This window comes from Tenacibaculum insulae, assembly GCF_964512435.1.
GTDB classification, from domain to species: Bacteria; Bacteroidota; Bacteroidia; order Flavobacteriales; family Flavobacteriaceae; genus Polaribacter; species Polaribacter insulae_A.
On sequence record NZ_OZ208512.1, the window covers coordinates 1,351,378 to 1,375,601 of the forward strand.

Genomic DNA, 24,224 nt, shown 5'->3' on the forward strand with positions numbered 1-24,224 from the left:
TAGTACAAATTTGAGTAAATTTTTACAAAAAGAAAGATAATAAAAGTATAAAATTTGTTAAGCTGTACCTTAACTTTAAATAAAACGCTCTTTTATGAGTGATTTTAAGATTTAAATTAGATTTAAAATAAAGAAACCACAAGATATTATCTTGTGGTTTCTTTATTTTCTCAACCTGTTTATTACTTAAACAGATTAAATTATTTTACTACTTATTCTATCATAAAAGTAATAGGTAAAGTATACCCAACTCTTACAGCTCTACCTCTTTGTCTTCCTGGTTTCATTTTAGGAATTTTTTTAGCTACACGAATAGCTTCCTTTTTTAACCTTGGGTGTGGAGCTCTTGCATTTACGCTTGTTATAGAACCGTCTACGTCAATTTTAAATTGAACATATATTTTCTTTTTTCCAGGAGCTAAACCTAATTCATTTGCTAGTTCAGAATCGAAATAACGCTGAACGTGCTTCATTAATTTTTTATTTAAACAAGCTTTCTTTTGAGCCTTTGTTCCTTTACAACCAGGGAAAACAGGTACGTCTTCAATAACAGCAAAAGGTACATCTTCTATAACTTCTTCAGCTTCTTCAACTTCTTCAATATCTTCAACTTCTACAGCTTCAGATTCATCAGTTTCGGTAGACTCAATAATAGTCTCTTCAACTTCTTTCTCATCTTCTACAATTTCAATTTTTTCTGGAGCTGGTGGTGGTGGTGTATTTGGTTTTGGCTTTGGTGGTTCAACAATAAGTTCTATTGTTTCTTCTTCAATATCTGAAGCCATATTAGCCATTCCTAAATCTCCATACTCCTTATCATATGTTTTGTTTTCAATCGCAACATATGTTACAAATAAAGCTAAAACCAAACCTAACTGCATAAACAGTTTACTATAATTCTCTAAGTTTGATTTTGGATTTTTCTTAATTTCCATCCTAAAATATTTTTTAATAGTTCGCTAATTTAATTAAATTATTTTAACTTTTACAAGCTAATCCTTTAAATAGCTACATTTTTCTTAAAAAAAGAAAGTAAACGATATAAGCTATTAAAATACCCGTCGTATTTGCTACAATATCTAAAATATCACCAGTACGGTGTGTAGTTATTGTAACTTGAAGAGTCTCAATAAGTATGCCATAAATAAAACAACAAAAAACAATCAAAATTTTATTGATTGTTGTTTTGCGAAGGGCAACCAACCAACTTAAACTTAAAACAAAATATGCAAAGGCATGCTCATATTTATCTAAGTTATTTATTTGTATGGGTTGTTTACCAAGCTTTATTAAGCTTAAAATAGCAATACTAATGGTAATTAGTATTGCTATTTTAGTTAAATTACGCTTTAATAAGTTCTTGATAAGCTTCAGCACTTAATAAATCTGTTGTTTGCGAATCGTCTGATAATTTAACTTTTATCATCCAACCGTTACCGTAAGGATCAGAATTTACTAATTCTGGCTCGTCCTCTAAGGCTTCATTAAAGGCAATTACCTCACCTGATAAAGGCATAAAAAGGTCTGATACTGTTTTTACTGCTTCTACCGAACCGAAAACCTCTTCAATATCTAAAGTTTCATCTAAAGTATCAACATCTACATATACGATATCTCCTAATTCACCTTGTGCAAAAGCTGTAATACCAATTGTAGCAACACCTTCTTCTACTTTAACCCATTCGTGGTCTTTTGTGTATTTTAATTCTGATGGAATGTTCATTGTATTATTTTTATTGTGTTCGTTTTAATTTCCTAGATTATATATTATATTGATTCCTGCATTGATAGATTGCCTTGGAAACGTTGTTGATACCGCATATTCAAATGTTTGATGATTGTAATAAAACGACGCGGTTAAATTACTACTTAAATTATAATCGGCTATAAATTTTAATCCAAATAAATTTTCACCTCCTGTTATTTGACTATTATTTTCATCAACACTACGTATTAAGGTTAAATTATCTCTTAGCGAAATATCTGCTCTTAAATTAATATCTCCTTTTAACGTTTCTTTTTTTCCGGTAAATCTGGTTACAAATTTAACATCTCTAATCTTATAACCAAAACCAATAACATATTCTGTTCCTTTAACATCTGTTAAAGTATTGTTATTAAAGTTTAAGGTTAAACTTCTATCTCTACGCACTTCTCCTTTAAATGAAAAAGAGTTTTTCATTCTAAAATCAACTTTTACCAATGGCGAAAATTCATCAATTAAAGTTGCCGACGAAATTAATAGTTCTGGCTGATAATTACCAGAAGTATTTGTATTTGTTGCTGCATTTGAATCGTATTGTAAGTTATTGGTGTAATTTCCTATAGTATAAGACGATTTATAACCGTGTGATAAGGTAAATGAAGAGAAGGTTTTCTTAAACCATTTATTCTTCATAAATCCATTATAACGCAATGTCCAGTTAGGTATTGGTATGTTTTTAAAAATATCAGTACTTACCGAGCTAGCGTTATTACCTGAATATGCTGCAATAAAAGCAGGTAACATTGCTTGTTGTCCTGAAACTTTATAACCAGCACTTGCTGTGTTTGGTAATCCTGATGCTGCAGATAATCTATCAGCAATAATAGCTCTGTTTGCTAAAAAGTCGTCGTATAATTTATCACTATTGGTAAAAGCTGTACCTAACATAAAATGACTAATACTATAATTACCTGTTTCAAATGCTCTGATGTTTGGATCTTGATGAAAGCCACCACTACCATTTGAAATTACATCTAATTGCTGATTTAAATTACTTGTTTTAATTCTGTTTCCTCTTAAATCGATTGTTACATCTTTAAAAGGTTTTACTGAAACGGTGTAGTCTAACTTTTTATATCTTGTTTTACCGTAATTTTTACTATAATATGGTTGATCAGGATCGGTTTGACTGGTTCTTGTAACCAACCATCCGTTTTCTATTGCTTTATTTAAAATATCGGTTTGACTACCAAATACAAATCCTAATGAAGGCGCGGTACCTCCTTCAAAACTATTTCTTCCTAAAAAACCAACCGAAGGTTTATACCCTTGTAATAAGGTTCCGTTATTTTCAGAATAACTAATTTTTGCTCTTTTTACTGATGTTAACACATCGTAAGTTCCCTTCATTATTTTATGACCAAAAGAAGCATTCTTCTTTAATTTTGCTTTTTGCGAAGGTGTTTTTGCTCCTAAAGTTGCCATTCCTTTTTTGGTTGGTTTCTTTTTGGTGCCTTTTAATAATAGTTTTTCTAAACCTAATGTTTTGTAAAAACGACCAAAATCTATATTTGTATTAAAGTTATGTGTGTTTGCATTCTGAATCATATTTCCTACAACATCCACATAACTAACATCTTGTCCGTTAGGTAAACTTAAACTACTTTGCGAGCTCGCTTTCCAATCAAAATCGGCATTATACCCATAATCGGCACTTAAAAAGCTTAAAAAAGGTAATTTTTTTAATGGTAGTTTATACGTAGCATTTAGTTTTTGATGATAATTATCGGGCCTACCAGTTGTAAAAAATTTATCATAAATTTCTAATTCATCTTCACCAAAACCATCATAAATATGGTTGTTTGTAGCATTAAAGTTTAATTGTAGTGATTTTGTTAAGTCAAAACCAATAGTATAATCCCAATTAAATAAAAATCTACGTTGTACTAATTCGGGTTGTGCTGTTAAACCTTGAATTAAATTTCTTGATTGTTGCGAATTGTAATTTCTGTTAATTCTTGAATTTAATGCAATTGTTTTAGGAACTGGATTAAAGTTAAGATCTTTTATAAATTGCCAGTATTTGCCTTTAAATGTTTCCGATTTTTTAAATGGTTCAATAACAAAAGGCTTAAAGTTAAAATTATAACTCGCACCTGCCATTACATTTTTATCTTCAAATTTTTCAATGTTATAATCTTTATGAAACTCTTCGTTATGAGCATAAGAAACCGAAAAATTTTCTACATCATAAAACTTAGGTTTTTTCTTGCTTTTAGGATTTTTATTCTTTTTTACATTGATAAAACTAATGCTTTTTCTACGAGTATAATCCTGAGCATTTTTACTGTTCGGATTCTTATCTAATGCATCAGCTAAGGCAACATCTTGAAATTGCGGATCGTATTTAGGGTCTCTAAATTCTTCTCCATAACTATAACTCATCGGTACTTGCATGTTCCAGTTTTGCGGCATCATTTTACCTAACTGAACATTGGTTGCCACACTATATTGTTTAATTTCCTCAATACTTCTTTGTTGCACACGATCTTCAACACTACCAAAACCAATGGTAGACATTCTACCCGCTAAAGATACATCCATCACATCTGCAAGATTTGCATCTGCATTTACCACAGCTGCCCATCCGCCTTTGTTATCAAAACCAACAGCTCGTAATTCGTTAAACCAAACTTCCACAGTTTTATCAGAATTAGATACATTTTTTACACCCAACATTACGGTTCTTACTTGTGCTAAGGTAGGATTTCCTCTTACTGATATTTTTAAACCATTAGAACTTGTTGATGAAAAAACATCGGTAATATTTGTTCCTGTTCCAGTAGGTCTATCAATTTTTAAATTGGCCAATTCTTCTAGCGGAACTTCTAAATTATTTGCCTCTGGCCAAACATCAAACGAAGTTGTTCTTGAAGTTGATAATTCTAACGGTTTTTCAATTTCGTAATAATTATCATTTAAATCGGTTCCTAAACGAATAATAGCTACCATATCGCCATCTTGCGTATTTGCCAGTGCAGGTTTTTCGGCATGTAAAAACATTCGTAATTTTTTATACCTACGCATGTCAATACTTATATTTTTATAAATTGTTCTTGCATCATCTGCGGCTAAGTCGGTAACTTTTAAGGTTACAGATTGCTCGTTTTGTCGCTGAATTCTATTGGTTCCCTGTAATTCTTCACGCTCAATTCCTGGAGGTAATTTATATCTTTCCTGGTTTTGTTCTATACTTACCACTCCAACTTCAAAATTATTAAGTTCTGTGTTATTTAAATCGGTAGGCGATCCTGTGGTTGGCAAAGTTTTGGTATATCTACGCCAATCTCCTCTTACCAATTCTAACTCTCCGAAACGTAAAACAACTGGCATTTTAAATCGTGTAAGAAACATTCTTATAAAACGGATGCTATTAAAATCGGTAATTCCATTAATTTTTTGAGCACTTGTTACATTTCTAACCGGAATTCTAAACTGATACCAAGTTGTAGTTCGTGAGGCACCATTTGCTAAAGTAATTGGCTCGCTTTTTACATCAATAATATTATTTTGACCCATTTGTAAATCGCTTTTATCTAACGAAACTTCGTATTCGAAATAGCTATTTACAGGATTCATGGTTTGATCTTTGTTGATGTCTTCTGCATCGGGATATGCTGTTGATGAAGTAGGAAAAGATTCGTTTGATTGGCTTGCCGTTGGCGAGTTTCCTTGCGTACCATTAAAGTTTTTATATCTTGATAAAACCGATGGGTTTAAGGCTTCAATACTTCCTCCTCTAAAATACTGAAAGTTATCTCCCGCAGGATCATCTAAGGCTGCAAATGCTGGATATTTTAGCTTCTCTTCAGCATCTGTTAATCCATCTAAACCAATATCTTGGTGCGTTCTAGCATCATTGCTGGAATCAAAAGCGTATAAAATGGATGGATTTATAGGTATGTTTCCCCAAGTGGTAGCATTTACATTCGTTCCGTCAACTTTAACACCATCTGCAGGTAAACCGTTTTCGTATTGTTTTCTTCCATCTTTTAAAATATCTTCAGAAACGCTTCCTAAATTTATAAATAACTTACCTATTTGATTGCTTGCATCCTGTGGATTTACACCTGCTGGCAATCCTTCGGCTTGAGTAATTGAATAGTTCTCATACGGATCCATTAACCAAAATTGGATATACTCTACATTGGCTTGTTCAAAATTATTGGTGGTTAAAGGGCGCATAATTCCTCCCCAACGTTCTTCGGCAGTTACTGTGCTTGCATTTTGATTGTAATTATAAGGTCCTCTTTCAGACGGGTAATAAGCTAAATCTAACGTACGTACTAAGTTTTGTTGGGTAATATCTAAATCGGTATTCGGAAATAATTCGTTATAACGTATTTGACGAACTTCGTTTCTAGACAGTTCATTTTCATCAATATTACCAGGCCTGTTTCCGCTACCATAAAATAATTGATCAATATTATACCATGCTAATTTTGCTCTTTTATGATTGTATGTTAAATCGCCCGCTCCACCATTAAAACCTTGCGATTCTGGTGTACTTGCTAAATACCATTGTTGTGGTGAACTTAAATTAATGGGGATTTGAGATGCTTCAAAATCATCTAAATAAGAAGTTGCTGTACCGTCTACATTAATTCCGCTTGGCGATCCTGGTAATAAATACGCCATATCTGCTCTTACTGATATATTTGATGGCGCATCAGTTTCTACAAACGGAAGTTTATTGGCTAATTTTGTTAAATAAGGCACTTCGGCAGAATAATCTAAATTTAAACCAAGCATTACATTATCAATCGGTTCACCTCCAAAATTAACTTTTGGTGTAATTGGTTTTTCGCTAACATTTAAAAAGGTACCTCCTAAAATAAATTTTTCTGAAAAACGATGCTCAACATCAACCCCAATAAATGTTTTTCGTTGCTGACTAAATAAATTATTACTCTCTGTTGTAGCATTAATTGGTACACCAGAAGCTTCTAAACCTGGATCTAAAATTTGTACTCTTCCTAATTGATAATCTACTACATAATCAATTCCTTCAACTAGCTGACGACCTCCGGCAGTAACATTAACAGAACCTCTAGGAATATTAAAACCACCTAATGATATTCCTCTACTTGTTTCTGATTTAAAATATCCTTTTAAAAAGAACTTATCTTTATTCTGATATTCGTTTTTTGCCTGAATCTTTGTTGTTAAATATAGTTCTTCAAAAAGATATTTATTTTGATCGGAAGTATTGGTTAATTCATCTCTTAAATCAATTCCAAAAGGTTCTGGTTCAGGAAACAGAACATATCCTCTTTCAGAGTTTACTGTAATACCATCTACATAATCAAAAAAACCATCACCGTTAGGTACAGTATATTCACTTTGATCTAATTTATCTAAATTAAAAATTCGCAATAAAGGTTTATCTGTAACTCCTGTTGTTAATGCTTTTTGTAAGGTGTTTTGTAAAGTTCCTGTTTCATCATCACGATACAATAATTCAAACCTAAATCCTTCTCGTTGTAACGGAAAAGCACCTAAGGCATATACGTTTTTCATCATTAAACGCCAAGTAGGAAAAGCAACTGCAGGTACACCAGAGGTACCACCAGTTCCGGGACGAATGGTGTTTAAAATTTCACTACGTAATAATTTTACGACTAAGTTTGCTGGTGCTACCACACCATCATTAGAAAATTCACCAACCTTAAATACGGTTTCGCCATTTGATGCTCCAACTACTGTATATTCATAAGCAACAGCTAAAACTTCACCATCATTTAATCTTCTATTTAAGGATATAAAACCTAACTGCGGATGTACCTTAAATTCGTTTGCTTGTAATTTTCGAGCATTTTGTAAATACGAATAGTTAAAACCTTGTTTTGGTGTAATACCTAGCGAATTAATTGCATTATCTACAGTCGCAACATCTCTTATGCCTCCTGACGTTGTAGCGAGTAAGCTGTTTAAATTATTAACACCGTTATAAGGTAAAATATTAGAATTAGCAGAAATTGCACCAGGAATTGCATTAATCTCAGCAGGATTTACCTCGTTTGCATCATCGGACTCTCCTAAATCGGCAAGACCTACAATGCTACGGTAATCTGTTACATTTTGATTTCTGTTGGTAACCCAAACTTCAACGCGAGTAATGTTTATAGGGCTGTTTACCAACGGATAATTATTTAAAGCTTGTTTGTAATTTTCTCTAAAATATTGTCCCAAAAAAAAGTGACGGTCATTATCGTAATCAGAAGCTCGTAATTCAAAAGGTTCAACAGTAGCACCACCTTCTGAAATAACTGTTTTAGATTGCGAATTTTGCTGCGAAAAAGCTGCCGTTACATAGGTTTTACCAAATTGCAGCTCTGTTTTAACTCCAAATAACGATTGCGCACCGTTTATTAACGAGTTTTTAATTGGCATGCTAATATTACCCGCCTCAATATTTCTAATAATATCATCTTCGGTTGGGGTGTATTCTAGCTTTATAATATTTTGAAAATCGAAAGTAGATTGTGTGTCGTAATTTGCAGTTACTTTTAATCGTTTACCAACTTTTGCTTGTATACCCGCACTTATTTGCTGATCAAAATCAAACGTAAAACTACTTTGGTTTTCGATAGAAATTTGCGGATTTTCATTTTTCTGATAAATTCCTCCTAACTTTATATTTACTTGACCAGTAGGGTTAACTTCTACCGTATTACCACCAAAAACAGATTCGAAAAACTTAGAGTTTACATAATATTTAGGTAACAGATTTTTACGTGCATTTTTAGTTCCCTTTTTCTTCGGATTTGTTGCGTCAACCTTTTCTTTAAAATAATCTTTTAAATCGTTTTTAAGTCGATATTGCTCATACTCTTTCGGAGTCATAAAAATAGGAACTCCTACGTAGTAATCACCTATTTTTTCAACCAACACAAACTTGTTTATAGCCTTGTCGTACTTTACAATTTTTTCTGTAGGACTGTTTAAAAAAAGACCTCCGTTTTGATTATTATTAAAATTATATCGAAGCGGAATAATCGAGTCTTTTTTACTACCTGAAGTGTTTTGTGAAAACGAAACAACACTTACCAATATAGTAAGTGTTGTTAGTAATCTATTAATAACTGTTTTTTTCAACCTATTTTATAAATTTTTCAACGCCTGTTTTATAAGTGTTTCAACACTTGCATCAGGTGTTTCTTTTAATATATTTCCAATAACTTTATCTGCTTGTTTACGAGCAAATCCAAGAACCTCTAAAGCAGATAACGCTTCTTCTTTATTTGTATTGTTTTGAGTTATTGAAACTTCATCTAAATCAAAAATCTTAACAATTTTATCTTTCAAATCAACAATAACACGTTGCGCTGTTTTTGCACCAATTCCTTTTACGGATTGTATTGTTTTTACATCTTCGGATGCTATTGCTTGTTGAATTTCTTCAGATGTCATTGATGACAACATTGTTCTGGCTGTACTAGGGCCAACTCCAGAAACCGAAGTAAGTAACCTAAAAATTTCTCGTTCTACTTTTGTAAAAAAACCATAAAGCGTGTGTGCATCTTCTCTGACAGATAAATGACTATATAACAACACATTTTCATCAGCTGGTAATGAAGAATAGGTGTTTAAAGAAATATGTAATAAGTAACCTACTCCATTACAGTCTATCACTGCATACGTAGGATTTTTTTCCACAAGTTTCCCCTTAATTTGTGTAATCATTCAATTTAATTTCTATCTGCCCAATGTAGGCATTTTTTTTAGTATTAAAAATCTTAGTTTTTGTTTTTTCTTCCTTTGTTTTGAGCATCTACAACTGCAACAGCAGCCATATTTACCATTTCATCTACACTGGCTCCTAACTGTAAAATATGTACAGGTTTACTCATTCCTAATAAAATAGGCCCAATAGATTCAACTCCATCAACTTGTTTCATTAATTTGTAAGTTATGTTTGCTGATTCTAAATTAGGGAAAATTAAAATATTTGCCCTTTTACCATTTAATTTAGAAAACGGAAACTCTTTTGCTAATAACTCAGGGTTTAAAGCAAAATCGGCTTGTAATTCACCATCAACAATAACGTTAGGATGATAACGGTGAATGTATGAAACAGCTTCTCTTATTTTCTTTGAGCTCTCAGAATTTGAAGACCCAAAATTAGAAAAACCTAACATTGCAATATGCGGTTTCATACCAAACATTTTTGCTAAAGCAGATGTTAACTGGCTAATTTTAGCTAAATCTTTTGCGGTAGGGTTTATATTAATTGTTGTATCTGCTAAAAACATTGGTCCTTGTTTGGTTAGCATCATATTGGTTGCTGCCACCCTTGTAACACCTTTGTCTTTTTCTATTAACTCTAACATTGGTTTTACAACCGAACGATACGATCTAGAATAACCGGTAATTAAAGCATCTGCCTCACCCGTATTTACCATCATTGCTGCAAAATAGTTGCGTTCACGCATCCATTTTTGAGCTTCTAAAAAAGAAATTCCTTTACGTTGTCTTGTTTTCCAAAAAGCATCGGCATATCTATTTCTTCTATCAGCTTCTTCATCTGTTTTAGGATCAATAATAACTACTTCAGCATTAAAACCTAATTCTTCTTTTAGCTCTAAAATAATGTCTTTTCTTCCTAATAAAATCGGAATTCCAATTTTTTCATCATGTACACGTTGCGCTGCTTTTAAGACATCTAAATGATCTGCTTCGGCAAAAACTACACGTTTAGGATCTTTTTTAGCTCTGTTATGTAACAACCTAACTTCTTTACTTCCCGTTCCTGATCGATCCATTAATTCTTCACGATATTTATCCCAGTCAGTAATTGGTTCTTGAGCAACTCCAGAATCCATTGCTGCTTTAGCTATGGCAGGCGGAATTTCATAAATCAATCTTGGATCAAAAGGTTTCGGAATAATATATTCTTTACCAAACGAAAGGCTTACCTCATCATACACAATATTTACTTGTTCTGGTACAGACTGCTTTGCTAAATCGGCTAAAGCATGTACAGCTGCCATTTTCATTTCTTCATTAATTTTTTTAGCTCTAACATCTAAAGCGCCTCTAAAAATAAATGGGAAACCAAGTACATTATTTACTTGATTAGGATGATCAGACCTTCCTGTAGCCATAATAATATCATCACGAGTATCAACAGCTAATTGGTATTCTATTTCAGGATCTGGATTTGCCATTGCAAAAACAACAGGATCTTTTGCCATTGACAGTAACATTTTTGGTGTTACTACATTCCCTTTTGATAATCCTATAAAAACATCTGCATTATGCATTGCTTCTTCTAAAGTATTGACGTCTTTATCGGTTGCGAATTCGGCTTTTTGCGAAGTTAAATTAGCTCTATCTTTTCTAATAACGCCTTTACTGTCGCACATTACCACGTTTTCTCTTTTAGCGCCTAATGCTACATATAATCGTGTACAAGAAATGGCTGCAGCTCCGGCTCCGTTTACTACAATTTTTATAGTTGAAATATCTTTATTAATAATTTCGATAGCATTTTTTAATGCTGCTGCCGAAATTATTGCGGTACCATGCTGATCATCATGCATTACAGGAATGTCTAATTCCTCTTTTAACCTTCTTTCTATTTCAAAAGCTTCTGGAGCTTTAATATCTTCTAAATTAATTCCTCCAAAAGTAGGAGCAATTGCTTTAACGGTTTCTATAAATTTATCAACATCTGTTGTATCAACTTCAATATCAAAAACATCAATATCTGCAAAGATTTTAAATAATAATCCTTTCCCTTCCATTACTGGTTTTGATGCTTCAGGGCCAATATCTCCTAAGCCTAATACTGCTGTTCCGTTAGAAATAACAGCAACTAAATTACCTTTTGCTGTATATTTATAAACGTTGTTTTTATCTTTTGCTATTTCTAAACAAGGTTCTGCAACTCCTGGAGAATATGCCAACGATAAATCGTGCTGTGTAGTGTATTTTTTAGTAGGTACTACTGCTATTTTACCTGGTTTTGGTTTGGCATGATATAGTAAAGCTTCATGCCTTTTTCTAGAATCACTCATAGGTTCGTTGTTGTTTGTTTGAACTTACAAATATACGTTTTTGTTGTGTAGTTAGTGTATTTTAAAGCATGATAAAAATCATATTTATTCCCTGATTTTGTTTTTAATTTTGTTCATATCCAACCTAAAACACTAAACCATGAAAACACCAACACAAATAATTAACGAAGAAGTTAAATGGGATAAAACCAAAACTATTGTAAGTAAAACGGATACTTTTGGTACCATTCTTTATGCAAACAGTACCTTTTCTGAAGCTTGCGAATACGATGCTATCGAATTAATAGGAGAACCACACAATGTTATAAGACACCCTGATATGCCTAAAGTTGCTTTTAAAGCTTTGTGGGATGCATTAAAAAAAGGTGAAAACTACCATGCTATTGTTAAGAACTTAACTAAAACGGGTAAATATTATTGGGTAATTACCGATTTTACTATTGATAAAGATGATGCTGGTAAAGTTACTGGATATACAGGGCGTAGAAAAGCAATACCAAATAGTGTGGTTGAAAAAATTGAACCTTTATATAAAACACTTTTAGATATTGAAAAATTAAAAGGTGAAAAAGCAAGTGAATCGTATTTTAACGCTTATTTAAACGAAGATATTGGTAAAAGTTACGATGAGTTTGTGGTTGATTTATTTGAGACTGAATCTAAAAAACAACAAGAAGTAATCCCTCAAAAAAGTAAATTTAGAAAAGGGTTAAATTGGTTTTTCTTTGGTGATACAAACCCTAAATAATTATTAACCTAGGTTAATTTGTTTGTGTAACCCTATTATTAGTTTTGCCTTTTTATAAAAAAGCTAAAACTATGACAAATCACCACCCCTTACGCCCTCAGCAAATTCTTAATGAAGAAATAAAATGGGATAAAACACAAATTATTAGCAGTAAAACGGATGCTCACGGAACAATATTGTACATGAATGATGCTTTTGAAGCAGCATCTGAATACAATAAAATAGAGTTAATAGGAGAGCCTCATAATATTATTAGACACCCAGATATGCCTAAAGTAGTTTTTAAGGTTTTATGGGAGAATTTAAAAAAAGGTGAAAATTTTCATGCCATTGTTAAAAATCTAACTAGGAGTGGTAGGTATTATTGGGTAATTACTGATTTTACTATTGATAAAGATGAAAAAGGAAAAATAACAGGATACACTGGTCGTAGAAAAGCCTTACCTAACAGTGTTGTTGAAAAAATAGAACCATTATATAAAACACTTTTAAATATTGAAAAAGCCAAGAGTGAAGCAGCAAGTGAGCTTTATTTTAAAGCTTATTTAAAAGAAGAAGTAGGTAAAAATTACGATGAGTTTGTGGTAGATTTATTTGAAGGAGAGTCTAAAAAAGAAGATGAAGCTAAAGAGGTACAAGCAACAAATGAATCTTCTAAATTAAAAAAAGGAGTAAACTGGTTTTTCTTTGGAGATACAAATCCTAAATAAAGTACAATATCTCATAAACTAAGAGTAAATATCAAAAAAAAGCGGATTAAAAATCCGCTTTTTTAATTATAAGTTATTAAAAGAAAATACTTAGTTTAACATAGAAGCTCTTGAACCTCCTGTAGCAAAAATAGCTCTCATTCTAGATTTTTGACCTTCAGAGAACATAGACATACAAGCATCATCAGTATAATCCATATAGTTCATTGTCATATCGTTAGATTTACAGTTAACTGTTGGGTAAGAAGGACATCCGTAGTTTGGAGCATCAGAAGACGGAGTATCAGCTACAAAATCATCTTGACGACATCTACCATCTCCCCAAATATGACGTAAATTTAAATAGTGACCAATTTCATGAGTCATGGTACGACCTCCGTTAAATGGAGCTGAAACATAACCAGTTGTTCCAAAATATTGTGGAGAACATACAACACCATCAGTAGCAGAACTACCTCCAGGAAATTGTGCATAACCTAAAATACCACCACCAATGTTAGCAACCCAAATATTTAAGTGAGTACTTGGTGTTACTGGAGGATAAGCAGATTTTACAGCATTATTAGTACCCCATGAAGACGTAGAATTAGAGTGTCTAAAAGTTCCTGCTAAAGAAAACGTAATTTCAGCATCAGCAGCTACACCTGAAAATTCAGACGGCGTATTTCCTGCATCAGAATTTTGTTTTCTAAAATCTGCATTTAAAACTGTTATTTGCGAAGCTATTTGAGTATTACTAATATTTTCTTGAGCATTACTATATACAACATGTACATATACAGGAATGTTAACAACACCTAGGTTGTCTGTTGGAGGAGTGGTATCACCACCGCCATTGTTTCCACCACCTTTTACAGGCTTTCCTTTAGCTGCAATAAGTTTACGTGTAGCATACTCAATATCATACATTTTTTTATACAACCCTGGGTTTTCTTTTAATTGACGATTTAAAACTTTCATCGATTGACATTGGTCATTAGCTCCTTTTGCTTCATATTCATCTGTAGCTAAATAAAAGTCACTCATGTCAACTGCTTCTTGAGTTGGTAAAATTGAGTCATTGGCATTGTCTTGACATCCTACTAAAGTAGCAGCAACAACAGCTAGTGTTAGAAAAATTCTTTTCATTTTGTAAAAAATTAAAAATTAGTTAATTAAATTTTCGCCTTTAGGCATTATTGGTTTTGTTAAAACACCTTTTTTATCAATTATCTAAAATTATTTCAATTTTATTACTAAATAGATAAATTTTTGAAGGGTTTTTTAACGTTTTCGAATCTACACTTTTTTATTGAAATCATAAAAAAAAGTTAAAAAACTCTTAATCCCTTATAAATAGAGTGAAAACTCCATTTTATTATAAAAATTATTTGTTTAATTTTAGTGTAAATAACTTTAAAAACGTCATATTTAAACAAAAATCATTAAAAAATATTTAAAATAAACAATTTAAAATTACGGTTTATCTTAAGAAATGTGTTTTTAAATGAGGATATGATAAAGTGAGGAATGGAATAATATTTTAATACAAATCCCAATTACCTTGTCTGTAATAAGTATATAATTTGGGCGAAAAAATGGTATTTATTTTAATAGCAGTAGTATCTGCCAATGGTTTACCAAACGATAATAAATGCGGAATAGCTTTATGCGATAGCCATTTTAAATTTAAGTTGGTAAACTTAGTTGCTTTTACTTTATTTAAGTTTAAAGTGTTTTTTGTAGCCATAATCCAACCCCATTCTCCTAAAGTAAGCACTTGATTGTGCATTGGTATTGTTTTAAAACCTGATGCTCTTAGTGTTTTATCGATACAGTAAAATGCTTTTGTTGCGTAATATGGGCTGCCTGCTTGTGTTATAAAAACACCTTTATCGTTTAATTTTAATTTACACAGCTTGTAAAATTCTTTGGTGTATAATTTATTTAGATCTACATTATTAGGGTCTGGTAAATCAATAAATATTACATCATAATTTTCAGTAGTTTTTTCTAAAAAATTAAAAGCATCTTCAGTTACTGTTGTTAATTTAGGGTTATTCATGGCATTTTTATTCAGTTTTTTAAACACGGAATATTCTTTGCCTAAATCAATCATATTCTGATCTAAATCTACCAATGTTACTTTTTCAACATCCTTATATTTAAAAACTTCTCTCGCTAAACATCCATCGCCACCACCTAGTATTAAAATATTTTTATGCGATTTTGTTAATTTCATCGGCAAATGTACCATCGGTTCATGATACATAAATTCATCAAAAGTAGATAATTGCTGATTTCCATTTATATACAGCGAATGCCATTTTTTCCACTTAGTAACTACTATTTTTTGATATTTTGTTTGTTGAGAATATACTATTTTGTCTTTGTATTTTACCTGTTCACCATACCTAACTATAGGGGCTGCGAAGTACAAACCAGCAAAAATTAAACCAGTTACAATTAAATAGATTACTTGTAGTTTTTTTCTAACTTTTACAGAAATATATTCTTTTAAAACTTTAAATAGATAATAAGAAACACCAAGGTTTAACAAACCTAAAACAAAAGGAGTATAGGTTAAGCCTAAGTAAGGTAAACCTACAAAGGCAAAAAACAATCCACCAATTAAACTACCGAAGTAATCTTTTTCTAAAATATTAGATATATTTAAACGAAGTTCTTCAAACTCATCATTTATTCTTGTTGCAAACGGTATTTCTAACCCAATTAACAAACCAATACAAATAGATAGTAGGTAAATCACCAACCAAGAAACATCTGTAACGCCATAAATTACGTATGAAATTAGTGCAGAAAAGGAAACTAAAATCGATAAAATTAGTTCTGTTATTATAAAATAAACTATAACATGTTTGGTAAACCATTTGCTAAATCGGCTTCCTAAACCCATTGCAAAAAGCATTATCGATACAATTAATGTAAACTGTAAAATAGCGTTTCCTATAAAGTAAGACGCCAATGTTGATAAAATATATTCGGCAACAATACCGCTAATTCCGGTAGCAAATAATGCTACTTTTAAAGCGAAAGATTTTTGTTTTTTAGTATAGCTCACAATATTTATTTTCCGTAACCTCCAGAACGAGATCTGGTAGATGATCCTTTAGAATATCTCGATGAATTTCTAGATGTTTTGTTGGTTAAACTATTCCATTTTGTGGCATTTTGCGTTTTTCTTGAAAAGAACGAACTCCTTGTTGTTTTCTCATAATTACTTCTAGTTCCGTAATTATAATTTCCTGTTGATGTATTGCTACCATAATATGATTTACCTGAATTAGCATGTGTTTTATAGCCATTATAGTCATTTCTATAAGTGCTACGTCTTGTAGCTAACCAATACCAAAAAAACGGACTTGTAGAGTGAGTTCTCCATCTTCTTTTAGATTCTGTGCTTTTTGTAGTTGTTGAATCTCCCTGAATTGCTTCCCATTCACCATGGTTTTCATTTCCTATTGCCCATCCAAAACCTACTGGTTGTGCTACTTTAGATAATTTACCGTTGTGTTTAGAAACGATTTCCATACCTAAATCATTTTCATGTTCTTTAAAATATTTTTTATTTACCGTTTTCCATGGTAATTTTTTAGCCTGTAACGAATCGTTGTGCATCGTTAATACTTTATATTTATGTTGATAAACCATAAAATCAGGCTCTTCTTCTATTTTCATATCGTCTAAAACAATTGAAAAATCTTTGAATTTATAATCTCTACTAATTTCTTCGGATGGCTCTACAGAAACAGTTTTTGCAGGTTTAAAATTAGAAGAGCATCCTATTAAAAATACAGATGCTATAAACGCATAAATTATCTTTTTCATAATTAATTTGATTGTATGTTTTTAATTTTTTTAGCTTTTAATGCTGTTCCTAAAAATGCTTCATAACTTCCGTCTCCCCATTTTTCAATAGTTAATTCGGTATCATCATCCGCATAAAAAAGAAAGCATTCTAAATTTTCTCGAGAGGATAAAGTGGTTAAATTTTTATAATCGCCTTTATAAGTTTCATCTAACTCAAACAATTTATTATCAAACAATAATTGTTTTGTTTTAATGGCATCAATTAAAAAAGCTTCTTCAATAAAAATAGTTTCACTATAACTTATTTCGTATTTACCTTTGTTAAATTCTACCTCTAAATATGCTTCTTTTTCTATCGATTTAATAGTGTATTCTATGCTCGAATTATCCATTCGCCAATCATATTGACCAATTTCAGTTATTTGCCATTTGGCTCTAAATAAATCGAAAGTAAAACCAACTTTTAATTTATCTAAATCATATTTTTTTGAGTTGTTCCAAAACATCGTTATTCAATAATTTCTTTTCCACAATGTGGACAGTTACATGTTTCCTTTTGTACTCTAAGTTCTCTTATTTCTTCAATATACGCCGAACTAATTATACCTGTTGGCAATGCCACAATACCAATACCTAACAAAGCAATAAAAGCACTTAATATTTTGCCTAAACCTGTAATTGGATAAATATCGCCATAGCCAACGGTGGTTAGAGTTGCTACTGCCCACCACATAGCCTGACCTATGTTTTGAAATGCTTCTGGTTGCGCTGTTTTTTCTATGTTATACATTAATGTAGATGCCAAAATAAGTAAAATAAACACCATAAAAACGGTTACAATTATTTCGCTTTTTGTTTTTAAAATTACGTTTTTTATAACACTCAACGATTTAAAATAGCGATTTAGCTTTAGCAAACGCAATAACCTAAACAAACGTAAACTTCTAAGAATTCTTAAGTCTACTTTTATAAAATAAGGTAAGAAAAATGGTAAAATTGAAACCAAATCTACCATTCCCATAAACGAAGTAATGTATTTTAACCTTGCTTTTATGGGCGATATATTAGGGTGAATTATATCAGAAATCCAAATTCTTACAAAATATTCTATCGTAAAAATAATGATTGAAAATATTTCGAGAATATTAAAATAGAAAGAATACGAAGTGTTAATTTCTTTATACGATTCTAATAAAATGGCGATCATATTAATTATGATTAACCACGAAATAAAGTGCTCTACAAATTTATCGCCTTTAAAATTTCCTTTTTTATCGTCAAATAACAATGCTACTTTTTGTTTTATCATCATTATTTAATTTTATCTAAAAAACCTCTTTGGCTTGAATTTTTTTCTAATCTTTTGGCATTAAATTGCTCTTGTATCCAAAGAATGCCTTCTTCTAAATCAAACGATTTGTTGCAAGTAAAAAAATCTAACGCAACATATTGATGTTCGGGCCAAGTATGAATTGCAATGTGACTTTCTTTTATAACAATTACACCACTAATTCCTATGGGAGAAAATTCGTGAATTGTAGTGTTAACCACAGATAAATCCATGATTTTAGCTGCTTTTTCTAAAATACTTTTTATGGATGCTATAGAATCTATAATAGTTGCATCGCAATCATAAAAATCAACAGTAGTTTGGTAACCTAAACTCTTTTTCATTTTCCAAATATACAATTTTTGAATACTCAGAAAAAGAATGCTTTTAGCTCAACATCATTTTTGCTTTTTTTACTGCAGCTACTAAAACATCTATCTCTTCTTTGGTGTTGTAAAAAGCAAATGAAGCTCTTACTGTACCTGGAATACAATAAAAATTCATAATAGGTTGTGCACAATGATGTCCTGTACGAACGGCAACACCTAATTTATCTAAAATTGAACCAATATCGTAAGGGTGAATTTCATCAATATTAAAAGAAATTACAGAAGCTTTATTGTTGGTTCCGTAAATTTTTAAGCCTTCAATTTTTTCTAACTCTTCGGTTCCGTAAGTAAGTAATTCTTTTTCTTGTTTAGCTATATTTTCAAAGCCAATAGCATTCATGTAATCTATAGCTGCACCAAAGGCGATTCCGCCGCAAATATTAGGTGTTCCTGCTTCAAATTTATGTGGTAAACCAGCATACGTTGTTTTTTTAAAAGTTACGGTTTCAATCATTTCCCCTCCTCCTTGGTAAGGTGGTAATAAATTTAATAATTCTTCTTTACCGTATAACAATCCAACACCAGTTGGACCACACATTTTATGTGCAGATGCTACATAAAAATCAACATCTAATTCTTGAACATCTGGTTTTAAATGCGGTACGGCTTGCGCTCCATCAATTAAAACATACGCTCCAAATTTATGTGCTGCATGAATAATTTCTTTAATCGGATTTATAGTTCCTAAGGCATTTGAGACATGATTGCAAAACACCAATTTTGTTTTACTGTTTAACAATTCGTGATAAACATCCATTCGTAACGAACCGTCTTCATCCATCGGAATTACTTTTAAAATAGCTCCTGTTTTTTCGCAAAGCATTTGCCAAGGAACAATATTAGAATGATGTTCTAATGACGAAACAATAATTTCATCTCCCTCATTTAAAAGTGCCGCAAAACCTGATGCTACAATATTTATACTATGTGTTGTACCAGCGGTTAAAATAATTTCGTACGATTGTTTTGCGTTAAAATGTTTTTGAACTTTTATACGCGCTTCTTCATATTTATCAGTAGCTTCCTGACTTAAAGTATGTACGCCTCTATGAATATTTGCATTGTAATTAGAGTAATAATCAACAATTGCATCGATTACAACTTGTGGTGTTTGCGAAGTTGCTCCGTTATCAAAATACACTAATTTTTTTCCGTGTACTTGACGGTTTAAAATTGGGAAATCAGCTCTAATTTTTTCAATATTCAACATAAAAAATCAAATTTTAAACAAAGGTAATGCTTGCTTTTTAAATACAAACATCAAACAATTAAATTCTTACATTTGCTAAAATCATTTTTTCATGAAAAACTTTAAAAAAGTACTTTTAGTAATTATAGTGATACTTGCTGGTGTTGTATATTTTAATTACTCAAAATTGAATATCCTGGCAGGTTATTCTGCTAAAAACACGGCTTCTTCTGTTTTTTTAGCCAATAGAAGTTTAGAGTTTACAGATGCAAATGATAATAATTTTTCTCCTATAAATTTAACTTCGGATGCTATAAATACTGAAGAAAAATCAGCAACAGGTTCAGCTTTTGGTTTATTAAAAAGAAAAGCAATTTATAGAGAAGGAGTAGGAGCTGTTTTAATTAATGATGATTTTGATGTTACCCAAAAACCGTTAGTTCCAAAACGTAGTAAAGCAGATAATTTAACTCCATATCCTTACGGAAATGCCGATCAAAAAGATACAATTTTTGCAAATATTGATTATAAAAAACTAAATGAAACTATTGATACCATTTTTAATGATGCAAATAAAACTAGATCAGTTTTAGTAATTTATAAAGACAAAATTATTGCTGAAAAATATGATGATGGATTTGATAAAAACTCAAAACAATTAGGTTGGTCTATGACCAAAAGTATTGCCAGTACTATTGTTGGTGTTTTACAATGCAAAGGTAAAATGCATGTAGCAAGTGATAATTTATTTGAGGAATGGAAAAGTGACGATCGAAAAAATATTACACTTCATAATTTATTACAAATGAATTCTGGTTTAGAATGGCTTGAAGATTACAACACTATTTCTGATGTAACAAAAATGCTTTTTCTTGAAAAAAATATGACCCAAACTCAAGTTAAAAAACCTTTAATTGGTAAACCAAACGAAACGTGGAATTACTCTTCGGGAACTACGAATTTAATTTCTGGATTGATACGTAAACAGTTTAGTACACACCAAGAATATTTAGATTTTTGGTACACCGATTTAATTGATAAAATAGGAATGAACTCAATGCTTATTGAAACCGATATGGACGGAAATTATGTTGGTTCGTCTTATGGATGGGCAACAGCAAGAGATTGGGCAAAATTAGGGCTTTTATACTTGCATAATGGTGAGTGGAACGGAGAACATATATTTGATAAAGATTGGGTAGATTATGCTACAACACCTACACCAGGTTCTGACGGATGGTATGGTGCACAAATATGGTTAAACGCAGGTAATAGATACCCTGATGTACCTAAAAATATGTATTCTTTTAATGGTTATAAAGGGCAAAATGTATTTATTTTACCAAACGAAAACTTAGTGGTAGTTCGTACAGGACTTACTAAAAATGCAGATATGAATACACTTTTAAAAGGAATTATAAACTCAATTAAAAATTAAAAAATGAACCCTTTTTATTACGTACTTTCTGTAAACGGATTTCTATTTTTATTTAGCATTATTTTTTACTTTTTTCCACCGAAAAAAATAAATGCTATTTATGGGTATCGTACTAACAAAACAATGAAAAACGATACTATTTGGGTATTTGCAAATACTTTTTTTACCAAACAATTTTTAATATACTCGGCTATTTCACTTGTTGCCACTTTGTTTTTAGCAGCAATTTCTAAAGAGTTAAGTTGGCAGCCAATGGCAATTATGTTATTGTCTTTAGCGGTATCAGTAATTAAAACTGAACAAGAAATTAATAAAAATTTTGATGAGGAAGGAAATAAGTTAAAGTAATTTTAATGGCTGTTAACTGATTTCATACTATGTGATTCTGAAATAAATTCAGAATGACGGTAAATACATAATTTTAAGAGAAAAAAAATAAACGTTAACTTGAACTTGTTTCCGAGTTAACGTTTATTTTTTTCTTTTTGATAAGTTTACTTAGTATACTCTTGCTTTAATAAGGTAATATCATCAATAATTTTTTGCATGTTCTCTTTTTTAGTTCCGTCGTAAGAACCTCTAATTTGTCCTTTTTTATCAATTAAAACAAAGTTTTCGGTGTGCACAAAATCATTTTCTCCACCATCACCTTCATCTAAAACTGCAAAATAATGCTTGCGAGCCAGCTCGTAAATATGTTTTTTATCGCCCGTAGTAACATTCCATTTTCCATCAATTACCCCTTTTTCTAAAGCATATTTTTTTAATTGTGGTACGCTATCCATTACAGGAGTTACCGAGTGTGATAAAAACATAATATCAGCATCATTTTTATAATGTGCTTGCAATTCGTTCATATTATACGCCATTACAACACAAATAGTTTGGCAACGTGTAAAAAAGAAATCAGCTATGTAAATTTTATCTTTATAATCGGCATTCGTAATAGTTTTGCCATTTTGATTTATCAATTTAAAATCACCTATTTTATGATTTCTTGATTTTGATCTTACAGAAATATCCACCAATCTAGGATTGATGTCAGCAGGATTATAAATTGGTAACCTTTCTTCAACTTTTACCAAATGATAAAAAACAGGAACACCAACTGCACAAAAAACAAGTAAAAACAATAAAGTACTTTTCGATTTTTTAAAAAACTTGAAATCCATTTTTATTTTTTTCGCAAAAATACGACTAAAAACAAGGTTTATATCTGCGAACGTTAAAAAGTTTGTTAAAACCAAAATTCATGTACGGTTCAAACTTTTACAGCTCTACTGAAAAACGTACATTTGTCCGATTTTAAATTTAGACACAAACCTATATGGAAATTTTAATAAAAGCATCACAATTTATTTTAAGCTTATCGCTTTTAATTGTTTTACATGAATTAGGGCATTTTATTCCTGCGAAATTATTTAAAACTAAAGTAGAAAAGTTCTATTTATTTTTTGATTATAAATTTTCATTATTTAAAAAGAAAATTGGTGATACCGTGTATGGTATTGGTTGGATTCCGTTAGGAGGATATGTAAAAATATCTGGTATGATTGATGAAAGTATGGATACCGAGCAAATGCAACAACCAGCGCAACCTTGGGAATTTCGTTCTAAACCGGCGTGGCAACGTTTAATAATAATGTTAGGTGGTGTAATTGTAAACTTTATTTTAGGTATTGTTATTTACATTTGTTTGATGTACGCTTATGGTGAAAAATTTTTACCAAACGATAGTTTAAAAGATGGGGTTTGGGTGCAAGATCAATTAGGTACAGATTTAGGCTTACAAACCGGAGATAAAATACTTACTGTAGATGGTGAAAGTATTAGAAAATTTAGAGAACTTCCTTTAGAATTTATCAACGGTAATAATTATACCATTGAAAGAAATGGAGAGGTAATTGAAAAAGTAGTACCAACTGATTTTATTTCTAAATTAGTAGATAGAGGTAAAAATTCTGGTGCTTTTATTACACCTAGATATCCATTTATAATTGCTGGTTTACAAAAAGATTCTTTAAACGGAAGTGCAAATATTCTTGCAAAAGATATAATTACTAAAATTAACGGGCAAAAAATTTCATATTATGATGAAGCTAAACCTGTTTTACAAAATTTAAAAGGACAAGATATTACGGTTACTTTAAAAAGAAAAGATAAAGTTTTAGATGTTCCTGTAAAGGTTTCTGAACACGGTAATTTAGGTGTTGTTTGGGGTGCAGTTTCTTTAATTGATTTAGAAAAATTAGGGTACTATAAATTAGCTGAAAAAACCTATTCTTTTGGTGAAGCAATTCCTGCTGGAACTAATAAAGCGTGGACTACTTTAACTAACTATATAAAGCAAATGAAAAAGATTTTTAATCCAAGTACTGGTGCTTATAAAGGTTTAGGAGGTTTTATTTCTATCGGAAGTATTTTTCCTTCTGAATTTAGCTGGCAAACTTTTTGGAATATCACCGCTTTTCTTTCAATCATGTTAGGTTTTATGAACTTATTACCAATACCTGCTTTAGATGGTGGTCACGTGGTGTTTACTTTATGGGAAATGATTACAGGTAAAAAACCAGGAGATAAATTTTTAGAATATGCACAATTAACAGGTTTTATTATATTAATAATTTTGTTACTATTTGCAAACGGAAATGATATTTTTAGGCTATTTAAGTAGCAATAAAAAATGTACACAAAAAAGCATCGTATTTATACGATGCTTTTTTGTTGTGAAAATTTTACTTTATAATTATTAAGAAAAAAACAATTTGATAAATAGCATTTAAAAATGCTATATTTAACTTTATAAAAAATAATTCAGTTGCT

At 31.0% G+C, this 24,224-nt stretch carries 19 protein-coding genes; 5 read left to right on the forward strand and 14 right to left on the reverse strand.

Features of this window, described 5'->3' with window-relative positions:
• Window positions 1-212: 212 nt before the first annotated feature.
• The 6 genes from ACN5J5_RS06265 to ACN5J5_RS06290 form a co-directional block, all read right to left on the reverse strand.
• Entirely contained in the window at window positions 213-935 is a 723-nt protein-coding gene (locus tag ACN5J5_RS06265; protein WP_418646451.1) for an energy transducer TonB, read from the reverse strand.
• A 73-nt stretch (window positions 936-1,008) separates the two neighbouring features.
• Window positions 1,009-1,377 (reverse strand): VanZ family protein, encoded by a 369-nt coding sequence (locus ACN5J5_RS06270; RefSeq protein WP_418646452.1) that lies wholly within the window; start codon window positions 1,375-1,377, stop codon window positions 1,009-1,011.
• Window positions 1,343-1,723: a glycine cleavage system protein GcvH gene (gene gcvH / locus ACN5J5_RS06275; protein WP_418646453.1), complete on the reverse strand. Its 381-nt coding sequence runs from the start codon at window positions 1,721-1,723 to the stop codon at window positions 1,343-1,345. The genes ACN5J5_RS06270 and gcvH overlap by 35 nt, the downstream gene beginning before the upstream one ends.
• A 24-nt stretch (window positions 1,724-1,747) precedes the next feature.
• Window positions 1,748-8,863 (reverse strand): cell surface protein SprA, encoded by a 7,116-nt coding sequence (gene sprA, locus ACN5J5_RS06280; protein ID WP_418646454.1) that lies wholly within the window; start codon window positions 8,861-8,863, stop codon window positions 1,748-1,750.
• Window positions 8,864-8,869: 6 nt separating this feature from the next.
• Window positions 8,870-9,451: a Holliday junction branch migration protein RuvA gene (gene ruvA, locus ACN5J5_RS06285; protein ID WP_418646455.1), complete on the reverse strand. Its 582-nt coding sequence runs from the start codon at window positions 9,449-9,451 to the stop codon at window positions 8,870-8,872.
• A 53-nt stretch (window positions 9,452-9,504) separates the two neighbouring features.
• The gene (locus tag ACN5J5_RS06290) at window positions 9,505-11,787 is read right to left on the reverse strand and encodes an NADP-dependent malic enzyme (protein ID WP_418646456.1); all 2,283 of its coding nucleotides are present in this window, start codon (window positions 11,785-11,787) and stop codon (window positions 9,505-9,507) included.
• Between the two features lie 139 nt (window positions 11,788-11,926).
• On the opposite strand from ACN5J5_RS06290, the gene ACN5J5_RS06295 reads away from it, so the two are divergent.
• Both ACN5J5_RS06295 and ACN5J5_RS06300 read left to right on the forward strand, forming a co-directional pair.
• Window positions 11,927-12,535 (forward strand): PAS domain-containing protein, encoded by a 609-nt coding sequence (locus tag ACN5J5_RS06295; RefSeq protein ID WP_418646457.1) that lies wholly within the window; start codon window positions 11,927-11,929, stop codon window positions 12,533-12,535.
• 71 nt (window positions 12,536-12,606) lie between these two features.
• Window positions 12,607-13,245, forward strand: coding sequence for a PAS domain-containing protein (locus tag ACN5J5_RS06300; RefSeq protein ID WP_418646458.1), 639 nt, complete (start codon window positions 12,607-12,609; stop codon window positions 13,243-13,245).
• Between the two features lie 90 nt (window positions 13,246-13,335).
• Here the strand turns inward: ACN5J5_RS06300 and ACN5J5_RS06305 are convergent, their stop codons facing one another.
• The 7 genes from ACN5J5_RS06305 to ACN5J5_RS06335 all read right to left on the reverse strand — a co-directional run bounded on the left by ACN5J5_RS06305 (window position 13,336) and on the right by ACN5J5_RS06335 (window position 19,984).
• Complete coding sequence (locus ACN5J5_RS06305; RefSeq protein ID WP_418646459.1) at window positions 13,336-14,373, reverse strand: zinc metalloprotease; 1,038 nt, start codon at window positions 14,371-14,373, stop codon at window positions 13,336-13,338.
• 394 nt (window positions 14,374-14,767) lie between these two features.
• A complete protein-coding gene (locus tag ACN5J5_RS06310; protein ID WP_418646460.1) occupies window positions 14,768-16,306 on the reverse strand; it encodes a polyamine aminopropyltransferase in 1,539 nt (512 codons plus the stop codon).
• A 5-nt stretch (window positions 16,307-16,311) separates the two neighbouring features.
• Window positions 16,312-17,073 (reverse strand): hypothetical protein, encoded by a 762-nt coding sequence (locus ACN5J5_RS06315; protein ID WP_418646461.1) that lies wholly within the window; start codon window positions 17,071-17,073, stop codon window positions 16,312-16,314.
• Window positions 17,074-17,075: 2 nt separating this feature from the next.
• A complete protein-coding gene (locus ACN5J5_RS06320) occupies window positions 17,076-17,561 on the reverse strand; it encodes a DUF4178 domain-containing protein (protein WP_418646462.1) in 486 nt (161 codons plus the stop codon).
• Between the two features lie 2 nt (window positions 17,562-17,563).
• Window positions 17,564-18,367, reverse strand: coding sequence for an ion transporter (locus ACN5J5_RS06325; protein WP_418646463.1), 804 nt, complete (start codon window positions 18,365-18,367; stop codon window positions 17,564-17,566).
• Window positions 18,367-18,729 (reverse strand): adenosylmethionine decarboxylase, encoded by a 363-nt coding sequence (gene speD / locus ACN5J5_RS06330; RefSeq protein WP_418646464.1) that lies wholly within the window; start codon window positions 18,727-18,729, stop codon window positions 18,367-18,369. The genes ACN5J5_RS06325 and speD overlap by 1 nt, the downstream gene beginning before the upstream one ends.
• Before the next feature lie 43 nt (window positions 18,730-18,772).
• Window positions 18,773-19,984, reverse strand: coding sequence for an aminotransferase class V-fold PLP-dependent enzyme (locus ACN5J5_RS06335; RefSeq protein ID WP_418646465.1), 1,212 nt, complete (start codon window positions 19,982-19,984; stop codon window positions 18,773-18,775).
• A 91-nt stretch (window positions 19,985-20,075) separates the two neighbouring features.
• On the opposite strand from ACN5J5_RS06335, the gene ACN5J5_RS06340 reads away from it, so the two are divergent.
• Together ACN5J5_RS06340 and ACN5J5_RS06345 are read left to right on the forward strand one after the other, a co-directional pair.
• The gene (locus ACN5J5_RS06340; RefSeq protein WP_418646466.1) at window positions 20,076-21,401 is read left to right on the forward strand and encodes a serine hydrolase domain-containing protein; all 1,326 of its coding nucleotides are present in this window, start codon (window positions 20,076-20,078) and stop codon (window positions 21,399-21,401) included.
• Window positions 21,402-21,404: 3 nt separating this feature from the next.
• Window positions 21,405-21,749 carry an SdpI family protein gene (locus tag ACN5J5_RS06345; RefSeq protein ID WP_418646467.1) on the forward strand — a complete coding sequence of 115 codons (345 nt, stop codon included), beginning with the start codon at window positions 21,405-21,407 and terminating at the stop codon, window positions 21,747-21,749.
• A gap of 146 nt (window positions 21,750-21,895) precedes the next feature.
• Here the strand turns inward: ACN5J5_RS06345 and ACN5J5_RS06350 are convergent, their stop codons facing one another.
• On the reverse strand, window positions 21,896-22,573 hold the full coding sequence (locus ACN5J5_RS06350; protein WP_418646468.1) for an SCO family protein: 678 nt from the start codon (window positions 22,571-22,573) through the stop codon (window positions 21,896-21,898).
• A 155-nt stretch (window positions 22,574-22,728) separates the two neighbouring features.
• Here ACN5J5_RS06350 and rseP point away from each other — a divergent pair, with 155 nt between their 5' ends.
• A complete protein-coding gene (rseP, locus tag ACN5J5_RS06355; RefSeq protein ID WP_418646469.1) occupies window positions 22,729-24,075 on the forward strand; it encodes an RIP metalloprotease RseP in 1,347 nt (448 codons plus the stop codon).
• Window positions 24,076-24,224 lie beyond the last annotated feature (149 nt).